10 protein-coding genes are annotated in these 15,602 nt (G+C 71.2%); 1 reads left to right on the top strand and 9 read right to left on the bottom strand.

The window, feature by feature from the left end; genetic code table 11:
* Positions 1-171: 171 nt before the first annotated feature.
* Genes DPA01S_RS00610 through DPA01S_RS00590 form a run of 5 tightly spaced genes read right to left on the bottom strand, consistent with a single transcriptional unit; the run spans position 172 to position 9,408 of the window.
* Complete coding sequence (locus DPA01S_RS00610; RefSeq protein WP_061913455.1) at positions 172-1,371, bottom strand: amidohydrolase; 1,200 nt, start codon at positions 1,369-1,371, stop codon at positions 172-174.
* Complete coding sequence (locus DPA01S_RS00605; RefSeq protein ID WP_061913453.1) at positions 1,343-3,202, bottom strand: alpha/beta hydrolase family protein; 1,860 nt, start codon at positions 3,200-3,202, stop codon at positions 1,343-1,345. Before DPA01S_RS00605 ends, DPA01S_RS00610 begins: the two co-directional genes overlap by 29 nt.
* Positions 3,195-5,858, bottom strand: coding sequence for a glutamate-cysteine ligase family protein (locus tag DPA01S_RS00600; RefSeq protein ID WP_061913451.1), 2,664 nt, complete (start codon positions 5,856-5,858; stop codon positions 3,195-3,197). Before DPA01S_RS00600 ends, DPA01S_RS00605 begins: the two co-directional genes overlap by 8 nt.
* Positions 5,859-5,915: 57 nt before the next feature.
* Complete coding sequence (locus DPA01S_RS00595) at positions 5,916-8,528, bottom strand: carboxylate--amine ligase/circularly permuted type 2 ATP-grasp protein (RefSeq protein WP_061913532.1); 2,613 nt, start codon at positions 8,526-8,528, stop codon at positions 5,916-5,918.
* Between the two features lie 58 nt (positions 8,529-8,586).
* Positions 8,587-9,408 carry a crotonase/enoyl-CoA hydratase family protein gene (locus tag DPA01S_RS00590; RefSeq protein ID WP_061913449.1) on the bottom strand — a complete coding sequence of 274 codons (822 nt, stop codon included), beginning with the start codon at positions 9,406-9,408 and terminating at the stop codon, positions 8,587-8,589.
* A 209-nt stretch (positions 9,409-9,617) separates the two neighbouring features.
* Between DPA01S_RS00590 and DPA01S_RS00585 the strand changes: the two genes are divergently transcribed.
* Complete coding sequence (locus DPA01S_RS00585) at positions 9,618-10,325, top strand: GntR family transcriptional regulator (protein WP_061913447.1); 708 nt, start codon at positions 9,618-9,620, stop codon at positions 10,323-10,325.
* Between the two features lie 9 nt (positions 10,326-10,334).
* On the opposite strand, the gene fadD5 is transcribed toward DPA01S_RS00585, so the two are convergent.
* Genes fadD5 through DPA01S_RS00565 form a run of 4 tightly spaced genes read right to left on the bottom strand, consistent with a single transcriptional unit; the run spans position 10,335 to position 15,327 of the window.
* Positions 10,335-11,945: a fatty-acid--CoA ligase FadD5 gene (gene fadD5, locus DPA01S_RS00580; protein ID WP_083961753.1), complete on the bottom strand. Its 1,611-nt coding sequence runs from the start codon at positions 11,943-11,945 to the stop codon at positions 10,335-10,337.
* A gap of 35 nt (positions 11,946-11,980) precedes the next feature.
* On the bottom strand, positions 11,981-12,772 hold the full coding sequence (locus DPA01S_RS00575; protein ID WP_061913445.1) for an enoyl-CoA hydratase-related protein: 792 nt from the start codon (positions 12,770-12,772) through the stop codon (positions 11,981-11,983).
* Positions 12,769-13,824 carry an oxygenase MpaB family protein gene (locus tag DPA01S_RS00570; protein ID WP_083961752.1) on the bottom strand — a complete coding sequence of 352 codons (1,056 nt, stop codon included), beginning with the start codon at positions 13,822-13,824 and terminating at the stop codon, positions 12,769-12,771. Before DPA01S_RS00570 ends, DPA01S_RS00575 begins: the two co-directional genes overlap by 4 nt.
* A 6-nt stretch (positions 13,825-13,830) precedes the next feature.
* On the bottom strand, positions 13,831-15,327 hold the full coding sequence (locus tag DPA01S_RS00565; protein WP_061913443.1) for an aldehyde dehydrogenase family protein: 1,497 nt from the start codon (positions 15,325-15,327) through the stop codon (positions 13,831-13,833).
* Positions 15,328-15,602: the final 275 nt, after the last annotated feature.

Below are 15,602 nucleotides of genomic sequence, written 5' to 3'. Positions count from 1 at the left end.
GGCCGGCCCGCGGGCACAGCGGACGCACAAGTGCCTCCAGGTGCGCTGCCGTAGCGCACGTCGAGGCTGATCCGGAGGGCCGGGCGGGCTGCCGGGGCGGCGAACCCGGCCGGCGGCGAACGCGGCCGGCGGTGAACGCGGCCGGCGGCGAACGCGGTCGAGGCCTCGCGGTCAGGCGTCGCGGTCGAGGCGCGCGAACTCGTTGAAAATGCGGGCCCCGTGGAGCAACGCCCGCTCGTCGAGCACGAAGCCCGGGTGGTGCAGGTCCGTCTCGTCCCGCTCGCCGTCCCACACGCCCAGCCGCAGGTACACACCCGGGATCTCCTCGGTGTACCAGGCGAAGTCCTCGCCGCCGCTGGACTGCTCGGCCGTGCCCACGCCCTCCGGACCGAGCACGGTCTCGACCGCGCGGGCGGCCAGTTCGGCGCACTCGTCGTCGTTGACCACGGGCGGGACGCCCTGCACGTACTCCACCTCGGCCCGCACGCCGTACAGCGCGGCCAGGTGCTCGATCGCGTCGCGGACGAGCGGCTCGGCGGTCGCCCAGACGTCGCGGTCGGCGCTGCGGAGCGTGCCCCACAGTTCGCCCGAGTCCGGGATGACGTTCGGCGCCGAACCGCCGGCCTTGATCGAACCCCACGTCAGGACCGTCCCGGAGCGGGGATCGATACGCCGGTCGATCACGCCGTTCAGACCCAGGACGATCTGCGCGAGCGCGTGGACGGTGTCCTGCGTCTCGTGTGGCCGCGCCGTGTGACCGCCGGCCGAGTGGACGTGCACGCCGATCTTGGCGTTGGACGAGGTGATCGGCCCGCCGGTCACGCCCACCTCGCCGACACGGCGGTGGGGGTCACAGTGCAGCGCGATGATCCGGTCGACACCCTCGACCACGCCCTCCTCGACGCAGGTCTTGGCGCCACCGGGCATTGTTTCCTCGGCGGGCTGGAAGATGAGGCGGACCGGGCGCGGCGGCGGGTCGGCGACCAGCATCTCCGCCGCACCGAGCAGCATCGCGGTGTGCCCGTCGTGGCCGCAGGTGTGGCTCACTCCCTCGACCTCGGAGGAGAACGACTCCCCCGACTCCTCGGACATCGGCAGCGCATCGATATCGGCGCGAAGTGCGACGACGTCCTTCGCGGTGGCGCCGTCGGCCGCCGGCACGTCACACCACAGGCCCGTGCCCAGCTCGAACTCGCGCGGCTTCAGCCCCATCCCGCGCAGCTGTTCGGCGATGTAGACCGTGGTCTCTGTCTCCTCGAACGACAACTCGGGATGCGCGTGGATGTGGCGCCGCCACCGCACCAGGCGCTCCTCGAGACCGCTGGGGTCCTGCTTCTCGGTCTTATTCTCGGTCTTTCCGCGTCCGAACACCGAACACCTCCTGACAGAACTGGACCACCCGGTCGCCGAGCAGCTGCCGGTTGGCCAACTTCACGAATTCATGACCTTCGTCCTCGAAGATCAGCACGTCCACCGGTACATCCCGGCTGCGCAACGCCTCGGCCGCCTGCTCGGTCTCGCTGGGCGGGACGTTGGTGTCGTTCGCGCCGTGGACGAACAGCATCGGCACATCCACCCGGTGGAACCGGCGCAGGGGCGAGACCTCTCTGAGCAGCTCCCGCTCCTGAAGAGGATTGCCGTACTTGGGGTAGGCGGCCGCCGCGACCCACGGTTCGGTGTCGCGGTAGAAGGTCCGTAGATCGCTCATCCCGCATGCCGCGATCCCGCCGCACCAGCGACCGGCGTGCCGGACGAGGGTGGCGTTGACGAGGTACCCGCCGTAGGAACGCCCGGCCACGACCACGCGGTCCGGGTCGGCGATGCCCTCGTCGACGAGGTGCAACAACGCGTCCTCGACGTCGTCGATCCCCGCGAAGCGACCGTAGCGGTCGTCGGCGTGGCTGAAGAACCGCCCGAACCCGGTCGAGCCGCGGACGTTGGGCGCGAAGCACGTCACCCCGATGTCGAGCAGTCGGCGGGCGACGTCGTTGTACCCCGGGCGCGACTGCCCCTCCGGGCCGCCGTGCAGGTACACCACGGTGGGCGCGGGCTCACCCTCCGGCGCGGCGCGGTAGAGCCAACCGGTCATCTCGAGTCCGTCGCGGGCGGTGAACTCCACCAGCTCGGGAGCCGGGTCCGGCTTGTGGGGGCCACGACCGGTCCACCTGCGGCCCTCGACGTCGTACATCACCACGCGGGGCGGCTCGTCGAGGCTCTCGACCATCACCGCGAGGAGCCGGCCGTCGGCGGTGATCGTCGGTGACGAGGCCACCACGTCGGGCAGGGGCGGCCGTGCGATCACGCGCGGCCGCTCCGACGTGATGTCGAGGACCTCCAGCTCGGAGAGCCCGCCGCGAACGTTCCACAGCAGCACGGCCGTCGACCGGTCCAGACTCACCTCGACGGTGTCGAGATCGGCATCCTCGCGGTAGGCCAGTTTCCACGACTCGGTCCCGTCCTCGCCGGCCTCCACGGCGAGCAGTCCCGTCCGGTCCGACGAGTGGTCGCTGCGGACCACCATGCGCATCGGCCGATCGGGCCCACCGGCGTCGAGGATGACGCCGGCGTCGGTCGTGGACCCCGTGTCGACGGGCAGCAGGGGCCACCACCGGCCGTCGGGGACGATCCGCAGAAGCTCGCGCATGCCGCGGGCGCCCACCCGGAACAGCGCCGCCTCGTCGCGGGCGTGGACGAGCGCGCCGCCCATCCGGCGGTCCACGACCGTGCTCTCCCCCGACTCCGGGTCCACGAGCCGCCCCTCGGCGACCCCCTCGGAGTCGAACGCCGTCACGGCGAGCAACTCGCCGTCCCAGCACACGATCTGCACGGTCGCGTTACCCCACGTGTCCACGGCGTGGGCGCTGTGGTCCTCGGGGTCGGTGGTGACCAGGAAGATGCGCTCACGCTCACCGCCGTCCGGCGCGACCTCGCAGGCCAGCCACTTGCCGTTGGGCGAGTACGCGACCTTGCGGACGGGGCCGTCGATGGGCAGGACGACGTCGCGCTCCGGGCCGAGCGGCCGTTGCACCGCCCGCGGGTACCCTGTCCGTTCGGTGACCACGCACGCGAGCATCGATCCGTCGGGCGACAGGCACGGCGACGACGTGTGACGGATGTACCCCGGGCCGCCGACCGCGTCTTCGGGCGACCCGGCGACATCGAGGGACTCTCTCTCCTCGGTGACCTCGGTGATATCAGGCACGGTGGATCCAGGTGTCCTTCCCGCCCCCTCCGCTGGAGGCGTTGACGACCATTGTGCCCGCAGGTGCGACGCGTGTCATCGCGACCGGCGGGGCCTCGGCGACGATCTGCCCCGCCGCGTCGCGGCTGAGCATGACGAACGCCCGCATGTCCACGTGGCGACGCTGCAGTTCGTGCCCGTCGAACGTCGGCAGCGTGGACAGCGACTGCACCTCCTGCGCCACGAACCGCGCACCGCCGCGGCGCAGTTCGTCACGCCGCTCGTCGAGCTCCCGCGGCGAGCACTCCGGGCCCACCGTGATGCCGGACCCGCCGTAGCCGTCGATGGGCTTGACCACCAGCTCGCCGAGCCGGTCCAGCACCTCGCGCCGCTGCTCGGGGTCGGAGCAGAGATAGGTCTCGACCTGGCCGATCAGCGGCTTCTCGCCCAGGTAGAAGTCGATGATCTGCGGGACCCGCGCGTATATGGCCTTGTCGTCGGCCGCCCCGTTGCCCGGCGCGTTCACCACGGCCACGGCCCCCTCGGCCATCGCGCCGAGCAGCCCACGCCGCAGGCGCACACCGTCCGCGCCGTCCGACGACAGGAACATCTCCTCGTCCATACGGACGTAGAGGACGTCGATGGGGTGGCGGCCCTCGTCGTCGTCGCCATAGACCTTCCCGTCCGAACACACCAGGCGGTCCGGGGTCACCACCACGGCGTCCACCGCCTCGGCGGCGTGGATGAGGTCGAAGGCCTCCAGCTCGTCCTCGGCGACCACCACGGCGATCCGCGGATCGTCCACACCCTCCGGCGCGGCCGCGCGCAACGTCTTCCCCAGCAGCTCCAGACCCGCGCGCGGGTCGTGCACCTCGGAGCGCGCGCCGAACTCGGGGTACCCCTCGGTGATCCGGTCGCGCAGCGCGACGGCCATGGCCAGGCCACCGGGCATGCGCAGGTTGTCCTCGAGGACGATCCACTCGCCCGGCCCCGTCGAGACCAGGTCGGCTCCGCACACCGGCGCGTGCAGCACGCCCTCGGGCACCGCCCGTCCGGTGGGCCGAAAGCCCGGCGCACGTTCGAGCGCCTCGGGCGGCACGACACCCGCGCGTGTGATCTCGCTCGGACCGTAGATGTCCTGGAGGAACATCTCCATCGCGCGGGCGCGCTGCTCGAGTCCCGCCGAGATGCGGCTCCACTTGTCAGCGGGCACGATGCGCGGCACGGCGTCCAGCGGGAAGACCTGCGGCTCGTCGTGGCCGTACACCTTGAGCGTGATGCCGAGGTCGCGCAGGCGGTCGTCGACGCCGGCCTTGCGGTCACGCAGCGTCTCGGGGCCGAGGTCGGAGACGGCCTTGAGCACGTCCACGTACTCGGGTCGCGGCGCGCCGTCGGCGGTGATCGCCTCGTCGTGGACGTCCTCGGTGACGGCCTCGCCGAGCGGCGAGTACGCGGCCAGCATCGAGCGCATGCCGCGGTCGTCGGAGATCGCGCGCGGCCGCAGCCGGCCCGAGGTCTCGGCGAGCAGCACGGACACCACGTCGCCGCGCCGACCGCGCCGTCGGTGCGCGGCGCGCTGCCGGGCGGCCGAGGTGCCGGTCGCGCGGACCCCGTCGAGGAGGTCGCGCACGAGGTCGGCCTCGCCGGTGGCCTCGATGTGGGACTCGAGGTCGGCGACCAGGTCCACGAGCACCTCGGTGGCGGGCCGGGGTGTCCCGGAGACCGCGTCCACGAGGTCCCCCTCGAGGCCGGACCTCGCCGCGCGCCAGAACGCCGCGTCCAACACGGCCGGGGAGGGGTCGTCCCAGCGGCTCTCACCGTCGGCGCGCTCGGCCACGAGGGTGTCGACGACCGCGCGGAACAGGGCGGCGACGACGACGAGGGTGTCCACGGTGCTGCAGGAGTCGCACGCCCGGAATTCCACCCCGGCGCCGTCCCGGGACGGGCGGATGTCGATCTCGAGCGCCTCCCGGCCCGGCACGACACCGGTGCCGACGAGTTCGTCCTCCGCGGCGAGCAGGCCCTCGGCGGTGTCGGTGGCGAACGCGGTGACGTGGGCGGGCGACCAGCGGGCCTCGAATGTGCGGGTGGAGGCGTAACCGGAGTCGGAGCCGTCGGCCCAGTAGGGCGAACTCGCACTCATGGCCAGCAGCGTGGGGGCCACCGCGACCGCCCGCCGCGCGACGTACTGGGCCTCGTCGGCGTCGGCGACCTCGACCACCACGGAGAAACGGGCGGCCGCGCGGGTCTGCGCCTCCCGGCCGGGGCCAGGGTGGAAGTCACCGGGGCCCGGGTCGAACTCGACGCCCGGAGAGGCCAGCGAGCCCGCCGCCACGATGCCCGCGTGTGACTTCTCCGCCGCCTCGCCGAGGATCCGGCGGTTACGCCGGATCGCCTCGGCGAGGTCGTCGATCCGCGTGTGCGCGCCCGCCTCCGACACCAGGAGGGCGCCGTGGTGTGCGGACGACACGGGGCTCGCGCCGCCGTCAGCGGCGCCGGCGGAGTCGGCCAGGGTGGCGGAGTCGGCGGAGTCGGCGAGGGTGGCGCTGTCGGCGGAGTCGGCGCTGTCGGCCAGGGTGGCGAGCACCTCGGGCGCGCGGCGCACCGGCCGTCGGGTACGGAGGTCGACGAGGTGGAGCTCCTCCTCGACCCTGATCCATCGTTGTCGCTGGGTCATTGTTCCCACGCTAAGGGAGCCCGTCGGGGCGTGCATCCGCGCGCGGGCGGCGACTGATCACCGCGGGTCACCTTCTGCTCGCGCGGGCAGGCGCAGGAACCACGTGTCCTTGCCCCCGCCGCCCCGGGAGGAGTTGACGATCATCGACCCTCCGGGTGCCACCCGCGTCAGCGCCGCCGGGACCGCGTGTGCGGTGGTCCGGCCGCCCTCACGGCGCAGGTGCGCGAACGCCCGCAGGTCCACGTGACGCCGCTGCATCTCGCGGCCGTCGAACGTCGGCAGTGTCGACAAAGACACCACGTCCTGGGCGATGTACCGCTCCGGTCGGGCGAGCAGGTCCTCGCGTCGCTCGGCGAGCTCGGCCTCGGTGCACTCGGGCCCGATCGTGATGCCCGCCCCGCCGTAGCCGTCGATCGGCTTGACCACCATCTCGGCCAGCCGGTCGAGCACGTGGTCCCGCTGGGTCCGGTCCGCGCAGAGGAACGTGGGGACCTGGTCGAGGATCGGGGACTCGCCGAGGTAGAAGTCGATCATCTCCGGTACCGCGGCGTAGATCGCCTTGTCGTCGGCCACCCCGTTCCCCAGAGCGTTGGCGACGGTGAGCCGGCCCGCGAACAGGGCCTCGAGGAGCCCGTCGCGCAGCGGCACACCGTCGAAGCCGGGCGAAGACAGCAGCATGTCCTCGTCGATGCGCGCGTAGACCACGTCGATCCGGTGCAGCCCGCCCCGGTCGCGGCGGTGCAGGACGCCGTCGACGAACGCGACGGCGTCCGGGGTGACCAGCGGGAGGCCGGCGCGTTCGGCGATGAGGCGGTGTTCGAACCACGCGGAATCCGTGGGTCCGGACGAGAGCATCACCACGGCGGGGTCGTCCCCCGCCGCGGGCGGCGCGGTCGCCTCGAGCGTCCGCCTGATCATGGGGAACGCCTCGTCGGGCGAGTAGAGGTCGTAGCCCTCCATCAGGTCACCGAACAGCGTCGTGGTCATCTCACGGTGGGCGTGGGAGAACGCTATGCCCGAGGGCACCCGGACGTTGTCCTCCAGGACGAGCCACCGGCCGTCATCAGCACACACCAGGTCGACGCCGCTGATGTGGGCGCGGATCCGGCCCGGTCTCATCACCCGCCCGGTGCTGCGGTACCCGGGTGCGCGGTCCAGTGCCTCCGGGGCGAGTCGACCGGCCGCGACGATCGCCTGGTCGCCGTAGACGTCGTTGAGGAACGCGTCCAACGCCCTGGCGCGCTGCTCGACTCCCGCGGCCAGCCGCTCCCACACCTCGGATGTGACGATCCGGGGCAGGAAGTCCATCGGGAAGACGTGGGGCCGGTCCTCCCCGGTGACCCGGAACGTCACCCCGGCGACGGCGGCCTCCTGTTCGGCCCGGATCTGCCGCGCCCGCAGCCGCACCGTCCCCACCCGCTCGAGCCGCTCGATGACGCGTTCGTACTCGGGGCGCGGCTCCCCGTCGGCGCCGAACGCCTCGTCCCAGCTCGGATCCGGGTCGAGGGCGTCGAGCGGCACGTAACCGCCGAAGAGTCGGCCGCGGGTCGCCGACATCGGCGACCGGGTGCCGGTGCTGCCTGAGGTTTCCGCGACGAGGAGGTCCACCACGTCGACCGGGCGGGTCCGGCGCCTCAGCACCTGCCGCTGCCGGTAGGCGCTACTGCCGTTGTACAGGGCGTCGTCCAGCAGCTCGCGGACCAGGTCGAGGTCACCGGCCGCGCTCAGCTCGTCCGCGAGGGAGGTCACGAGGTCGGTGAGGACGTCGGCCGCGGGGCGTGGCCGAGCGGTCCCCGGGTCCACCAGGTCGCCCTCGAGTCCGGACCTCGCCGCGCGCCACATCGCCGCCCGTAGCGACACGTCGGCGGGCGAACCGACCTGCGCGCCCCGGTCGAGGGCGGCCGACTCCCGCTCCACCAGGGCCCGGAACAGCACGGCCACGAGGACGGCGGTGTCCGCGATCGGGCTCGAGTCGCACGCCGTCAACTCGACCGTCCGGCCGTCCCTCCCGGGCTGGACACCGAAGCGCACCATCGACGCGTCCGAGACCACGCCGCTGGCCACCAGGCCGTCTACCAACGCGTCGTACTCCTCCGCCGAGCAGACCCCCGCCACCGGCGCGATGGTCGGCCACCGCGACGCGGCCGTGGAGCGGTAGCTGGCGTGACCGGAATCCGATCCGTCCCGCAGGAACGGCGAGCTCGCGGTGAGCGCCAGGAACGCCGGCAGGTGCGCGGAGGTCCGGCAGGCCACCTGCACCGCCCGGTCGCGATCGGTGACCCCCACGCGTACGCCGGTGCTGCAGTAGACCTGGTCGCGGACGAGGAACTCGTAGTCGGCGAGCAGCCGACGGAACCGCACGGTCTCGTCCTCGAGGGAGGAGGTCGGGGGACCGAGCGGCAGGGCGCCGGCGGCGACGACCGCTAACCCCGCCTTCTCCCCGGCGTCGCGGAGGTCTCCGCGCAGACGGCGCATCTCGCCGCGGAGCCCGGCGGCCGAGGTCATCTCCGGGGTGCACGATCGCACCACCGAGCTCTCCGCCTCGACCGCCTCGTGGTGCGCGGGCAGCCGGGCGATGAGTTCCCCGGCCCGGGGCGTGAGCTCGCGGGTGGCGGCGTCGAGGACGTGGAGGTCCTCCTCGATCACGATCGTCCGGCCGGTGGGGCTCATGAAGAGACGGTAACACCGCTCCGTCCGGCGCACACCCGGTGCGGCCGAGTATGACGCCTCAGCGCGCCCTCCACACGGGGGCCCGCTTCTCGGCGAACGCCCGCGGGCCCTCCGCCGCGTCCTCCGAGGTCATGACCGTGATCATCTCGGTGTCGTTGACCGTCCACCTGAACGCCTCCGAGGGCCGCGCCCCGTCGGTGATACCGAGCGCGACGCGCTTGGTGCCCTGCACGGCCAGCGGGGCGTTGGCGGCGATCACCGCGGCCAGCTCGAGCGCCTCGTCGAGCAGGCTGTCGGCGGGCACGACGCGGTTGACCAGGTGGAGATCGAGGGCGCGGTCGGCGGAGATCGGCTCGCCGGTGAGGAGCATCTCCATCGCCACGCGGTGCGGCAGCTGGGCGGGCAGTCGGAACGCGCCGCCGGCGGCCGCGATGAGCCCGCGCTTGACCTCGGGCAGGCCGAAGACGGCGTGCTCGGCCGCCACCACGAGGTCGCAGGCCAACGCGATCTCGCAGCCCCCGCCCAGGGCGGTGCCGTTGACGGCGGCGATCACCGGGACCGACACGTACTGCTGCATCATCCCGGCGAAGCCCCACTCGCGGTTCTCGGCGGGGAAGATGTCCTCGCCGCGGGCGATGGCCTTGAGGTCCGCGCCCGCGCAGAACGACTGCTCGCCCGCGCCGGTGATGACCACCGCCCGGACCTCCGGGTCGGTGTCGGCCTCGTGTAGTGCACGCCCGAGCAGGGTGCTCATCTCTCCGTTGACGGCATTGCGGGCCTCGGGACGGTCGAGGATCGCGAGCAGCACGTGGTCGCGACGCTCGGTGCGGACGGCGGGGCGGATCTCGGGGTGGACGGCGGGGCCGGCGGAGTCGGTCATGCACCCAGTCTCACCCGGCCGGATCGTGCGTGGTGAAAATTCCCCGGTCGTCGGTGCGATCACTCCGCGGGTCCGGCGATCAGCGATGTTTCACGTGAATCACTGCTGTGCCACGAGCGCATCGTCGGGCGGGTACTGTGACACGCTACGGATATATCTGATTTGCGCTGCGGCCGCCCCGTGGCGAGCGCTTCGTATCGGGAAGTGAGGTGGCGGACTTGGCCCCCACGCGACTCGCTCAGCGTCCACAGCTGTCGGAGGAGGTCGCCGATCACGTCCGGACCCTCATCATGAGTGGCGAGCTCCGACCCGGCGACTTCATCCGGCTCGATGAGACGGCTGCAACACTCGGGGTCAGCGTCACCCCTGTTCGCGAGGCGCTGCTGACGCTGCGGGGCGAGGGACTGGTCGATCTCGTCCCCCGGCGCGGCTATCTGGTGTCTCCGATGAGCCGACAGGACGTGCAGGACATCTTCTGGCTCCAGGCCGAACTGTCCAAGCGCATCGTCGACCGTGCCATCGCCGGGTTCGACGCCGAGGCCCTGGAGCGTCACGCCCGGCTCGTGGACGATTTCGAGTCGGCCGCCTCGTCAGACGACGCGAACGGGGTGGTTCGCGCCCAGTACGCGATCCACCGCTCGATCAATCGCGCGTCGCGGTCGGACAAACTGGCCCGCTTCCTCTCCAATGCCGCCCGTTACATGCCGTACCGGCTGTACGCGGAGGATCGGCAGTGGCGGGACGCCGCCCTCGCCGAAAACCGCCGCATGCTCGAGGCACTACGCGCGGGCGACACGGCCACGGCCCACGAGGTGATCGACTCGGAGTTCGACAGGGGCGCCCGCCTGCTCGTGGACCATCTCGAGCGGGCGGGCGTGTGGGACGAGTCGAGGGGCGGGGACTCCGCGGACGCCTGAACCCTCCGGTCAGACGCCCACGGTGCCGTGCTCGGCGCGGAGCGCGCCCTTGACCACCTTGCCGCTGGCGTTGCGCGGCAATTCGTCCACGTGCACCAGATGCTTGGGCAGCTTGAAGCCGGCGAGCTTGTCCCGCAGCCACTCGGTGAGCTCCTCCAGGCTGATGTCGACGGCGTCGTCCTGCTCGTTCAGCGCGACCACCGCCACGGGAACCTCGCCCCACTTCTCGTCCTTGCGTCCGATCACCGCGACCTCTCGGATCCGCGGATGGCCGGCGATGACGTTCTCCACCTCCGCGCAGTAGATGTTCTCACCACCGGAAATGATCATGTCCTTCTTGCGGTCGACCACGTAGACGAAACCCTCCTCGTCCATCCGCACCAGGTCCCCGGAGTGGAACCAGCCGCCCTCGAAGGCGTCCGCGGTCTCCTTCGGCTTGTTCCAGTACCCGGACATGGTGGTCGGACCGCGGTAGACGATCTCCCCCACCTCGCCGGGCCCCACCGGCTCACCGAACGGGTCGATCACCCTGGCCTGGAGGGTGGGGATGACCTTGCCCACCGAGCCCAGTTTGCGGATCGCGTCGTCGCCGTCGAGGGCGCACGTGATGGGACTCATCTCGGTTTGACCGAACACCGCGCAGTTCAACGCGTCCGGGAACGTCTCCGCCATGGCCCGCAGGATGGTGTCCGTCGAGGGGGCCGCCCCCCACGAGATGTTGCGCAACACCAGGCTCCGCGGCCGGGCCCGCTGTTCGGCGCAGACGGCCTGCCACTGCACGGGCACGAGGAAGACACTCGTGATGCGTTCGGCCTCGAGGGTGTCCAGGACCGCCGCGGGGTCGAAGGCCTGCAAGGGGTGGACGACCGTCACACCGCCGAGCTGCAGGCTGGGGGCGATCGCTCCGAGCGCCGCGATGTGGAACATCGGCGCTGCGCACAGGGAACGCCCTTCCTCGTCGAAGAGGCGGAACACCCGGATGCAGGTCAGTGACTGGGCGGTGAGGTTCTCGTAGGAGAGCATCGCCCCCTTGGGCCGGCCCGTGGTGCCGGACGTGTACATGATGAGGGCGGTCGAGTCCTCGGGGACGTCCACCGGATCATGCCTCGCACCCTCCTCCGCGAGCGCGTCGGCATACGTGGTCTGGTCTTCCGCAGCGGACTCGCCGCCGATGACGATGTGCTCCCCCGGCTCCTCGCCCTGGGTGCGGATCGCGCCCACGAGCGGGGCGAGCACCGCGTCGGTGATGACGACCTTCGGCGCGCAGTCACTGACCAGGTAGGCGAGCTCGCCCGGGGTGAGTCGGAAATTCACCGGCACCGCGATCGCACCCAGTTCGTTGATCCCGAGAATGGCTTCGACGAACTCGGGGTTATTGAGGGTGATGAGCATGACCCGATCGCCCCTGCCCACGCCGCGGCGGGCCAACGCGTCGGCGAAGCGGCCACTGCGCTCGTGCAGCTGCCTCCATGTGGTGGCCTGGCCGAGAAACCGCAACGCTTCGGCGTCCGGCTTCATCTCGGCATGGGTGGCGACCCACGTGTTCCAGGTGTTGCGCCGTGCGGCATGGAGTTCGGCGATGGGATCCGTTGTGGTGGGGTCCGCGACAGTGGTCATCATCTCGACCTTTCTGAGGGGTGAGGGAGGAACGCGGGTCAGGAGAAGTTCGGGCGGCGTTTCTCGAGGATCGAGGACACGCCCTCGGCGAAGTCGGCTGAGGTCAGCAATTCACGCTGGCCCTCGTGCTCGCGGGCCAATGCGGCGTCGAGTTCGGCCAGGGTGGCTCCGGCGACGGCGCGTTTGGTCAGTTCGAGAGCCCGACGCGGCCCGCGGGCGAGCCGGCGGGCGAGCTTGGCGGCAGCCGGCCGGAGGTCCGATGACGGGTGGATCTCCAGGGCGAGTCCGACGTCGCGCGCCTCCGACGCGGAGACCGCATCGCCACGCAGGAGCATCCGCGAGGCGATCGACCGCCCGACGGCCGCCGGCAGCAGCACGCTGGCGCCTCCGTCGGGCATGAGACCGATATTGGTGAACGCGAACAGCAGGTAGGCGTCCTCGGACATGAGCACGAGGTCGGAGGCCAGCGCCAGCGAGACTCCCACGCCGGCCGCGGGCCCGGTGACCGCCGCGATCACCGGCACCTGCGTGGTGAGCACCGCGCGGACCAGGGCGGCCGCACGATCCATCGTCGCGTCGGGGGTGGGCGCGTCCTCCCCCGCTTCTCTCATCGCCTGCAGATCGGCACCGGTCGTGAACGCCCCGCCCTCTCCCGCCAGGACGATGGCCCGGGTGGCCGGATCGGCACCGTACTCCGTGATGATCTCGACCAGGGCCGTCACGGTGGAGTGGTCGAGCGCGTTCATCCGATCGGGCCGGTTGATACTGATCGTCACCACGCCCGGGTCGTCGTGGTCGACCCTGATCGCGTCGCGTCCGGTGGCGGTCATCGACTCGACTCCTTCGCCTCGATCAACGTGCGGTCCCGCGGCCGGATGGGGCACGCCCCCAGGTCCGCCGGCCGGTAACCATCCGGGTAGCCGGGGTACGTCCGGTTCTCGGTCCCGCGCGCGCCCAGTTCCCGGCGACGCACCGGCATCCACCGGACGATCTTCGACCGCGCCCGCAGTGCCCCGTACGCGGCCTCACGGAGCACCGGCGGCTGCCACGGGAACCCGAAGGCGCGGGTCATGTCGTCGTCGATCAGCGACAGCACCACCCGGCGCACCACCGGCCGGACCGCCCGGGGATACCAGGAACACATGAGGTCCAGGGTGTACGTGCCGATCAGCTCGTTGGTCGGGGCGTACCGCATGGCACGTGACTCGTAATCGTCCCGCCAGCGCCGGAACTCCCCGATGTCCTCGGGGATGTCGGCGATCTTCATCCGCTGACCCACCCCCCGGTAGAAGTGGAACGCGGCCAGGCGCTCATGCGGGTGCAGCCGTCGCCACCCGTTCGCATCGATCCACTCCAGCGGTTCGTAGATGAACGTCGACAGCACGTAGAGCATGTCATCGTTCGTGATGTCGTACCGGGCGTGCTGGCGGTTGATCACCCGCAACGCCTCCTTGCCCCGCGGCGAGTCGTACCCGTGCTCGACGAGCTCCACCATGAGCAGCGCCGTGTCGTCGTACCGCTTCTGCGGGTGGTCGCGAAAGTTGCCCGCCTCCTCCAACACAGCCGACACCGACGGGATGCAGTAGGTCCTGTACAGCGCCAACTCCAGAGCGCGCTGGTAGTCCCACGGGAACTCGTACGTCGCGGTGATGCGGTGGATCTCCGCCGCGTCCGCCACCGGGTCCAACGTCGCGATGAGATCGCGCCAGAACCACCGGCCGGGCGTGAGCGGGACCCGCGCCGTGAGCGGGTGCTCGACCGCCGCGTCCACGATGAGCTCGGCAGGGATGGTTCCGAACACCCCGGGTAGCGCGGGCCGGTTCGGGCCCGAAGTCCTCGTCGTCGTCGTCTCCCCCGTCTTTCCCGGAGCGGTGGCGGTCATGTCACCTCACAGCTTTCCCTGGACATTGGCCAGCATCCATTTGACGATCTTGATGTCGCGCGGCTTGCGCGTCATGGTCATGAGGTTCAGGGGCGCCGAGAACTTCTGCGCGGTGATGGCCTTGGGACGCGCGAACTCACGCAGACCGTCGGCACCGTGGATGCGGCCGAAGCCCGAGTCCCCGGAACCGCCGAACGGTAGAGCGGGGATGCCGGCAAAGGCGAGGAACGAGTTGATCGACACCATTCCCACATCGAGCTTCTCGGCCAGCGCCAGGCCACGCCTGCGGTCGCCGGTGAAGATCGACCCGCCCAGCCCGTAGCTGGTGGCATTGGCCTTCTCCACGCCCTCCTCCAGGTCCGCCACCGGGTTGATGACGACGGTGGGGCCGAAGGTCTCCTCGGTGACCGCGCTCGAATCCTCCGGAACGTCGACCAGCACCACCGGCTCGACGATCTTCTCGCCCACCGAGTCCTCGCCGCCGACGACGGCCTTGCCACCGCGGGATATCGCATCCTCGACGTGCCGGCGGATGATGTCGACCTGCGCCGGTAGCGTCATGGGCCCGTAGCTCGAGGTGATCGAGCTGCCGGGCGTCAGCGCGCGGACCCTGGCGGTGAACTTGCCGACGAACGCGTCCTTGACGTCCTCGTGGACGTAGATCCGCTCGACGCCAGCGCAGGTCTGACCGGCGTTGCCCATCGCGCCGAACACCGCCTGGTCTGCGGCCGCATCGAGATCGGCGTCCCTGTCCACCAACAGCGCGTCTTTGCCGCCCCCCTCGATGACGACAGGCGTCAGTGTCTCCGCGCACGCGGCCATGACCTTACGACCCGTCGCGGCGGAACCGGTGAAGGCCAGCTTGTCGACCCCCGCCCTGCACAGGGCGTTACCCGTCGAGCCGTCGCCGGTGATCGTCTGGATCAGCGGCTGGGACGCCCCGAGCGAATCCCACACCTCGGCGAGCCACACCCCGACACCCGGGGTGAGCTCGCTCGGCTTGAACACGACCGCGTTGCCGGCAGCCATCGCGTAGGACAGGGTGCCCATCGGGGTGAACACCGGGTAGTTCCACGGACCGATGGCCCCGACCACCCCGTAGGGCTGGTACTCGACGTACGCGGCCTGGTTCGCCATGAGCAACCCGGCCGAGACCGCGCGTCGACGCAGCACCTTGTCCGCGTTCTTGGCCGCCCACTCCAGATGGCTGACGGCGAGCATCACCTCCAGCGTCGCGTCCTCGTCCGGCTTGCCGGTCTCAGCGGAGATCAGCGACGCCAATTCCTGGGCGCGGGAGGAGATGGCACGCTTGTACTCCAGCAGCCACGCCCGGCGACCCCGCGGGCCCTGGCCGCGCCACCAGCGCGCGGCGGCCCGCGCCCGCTCCACGGCCAGGCCGACCTCCTCGGGCCCCGCGATCGGATACTCGGCGAGGACGGTTCCGTCGCGGGGGTCCAGGCTCGCGAAGGAGGGTCCCGTCTTGTCGGGCTCGGTGGTGGTCATGTGCGTCTCCCCGGTTCAGATCACATATATTTGATGCAGAGTCAGTGATGTGGGCCACACTAGTGGACCGGGGCGGATCTCGGTACCGGCCCAAGGAAACTCCCGACCGGAACGAGAAGAAGACCCTTCGGCATGTGGCGCGCCACGCCGACACCTGGCACTCGTTCGTCGACGTGGAGACGTACCGCCATGGGTCCGAGGTGCTCGCACGGCACTGCGCGGACGACGGGCGCGACCCGGCCGAGATCGAACGATCCACGGAGATCGGCGGCCCC

Source organism: Dietzia papillomatosis NBRC 105045 (assembly GCF_001570845.1).
Taxonomy (GTDB): Bacteria; Actinomycetota; Actinomycetes; order Mycobacteriales; family Mycobacteriaceae; genus Dietzia; species Dietzia cinnamea.
This window is presented reverse-complemented; position numbering and strand designations above follow the sequence as displayed.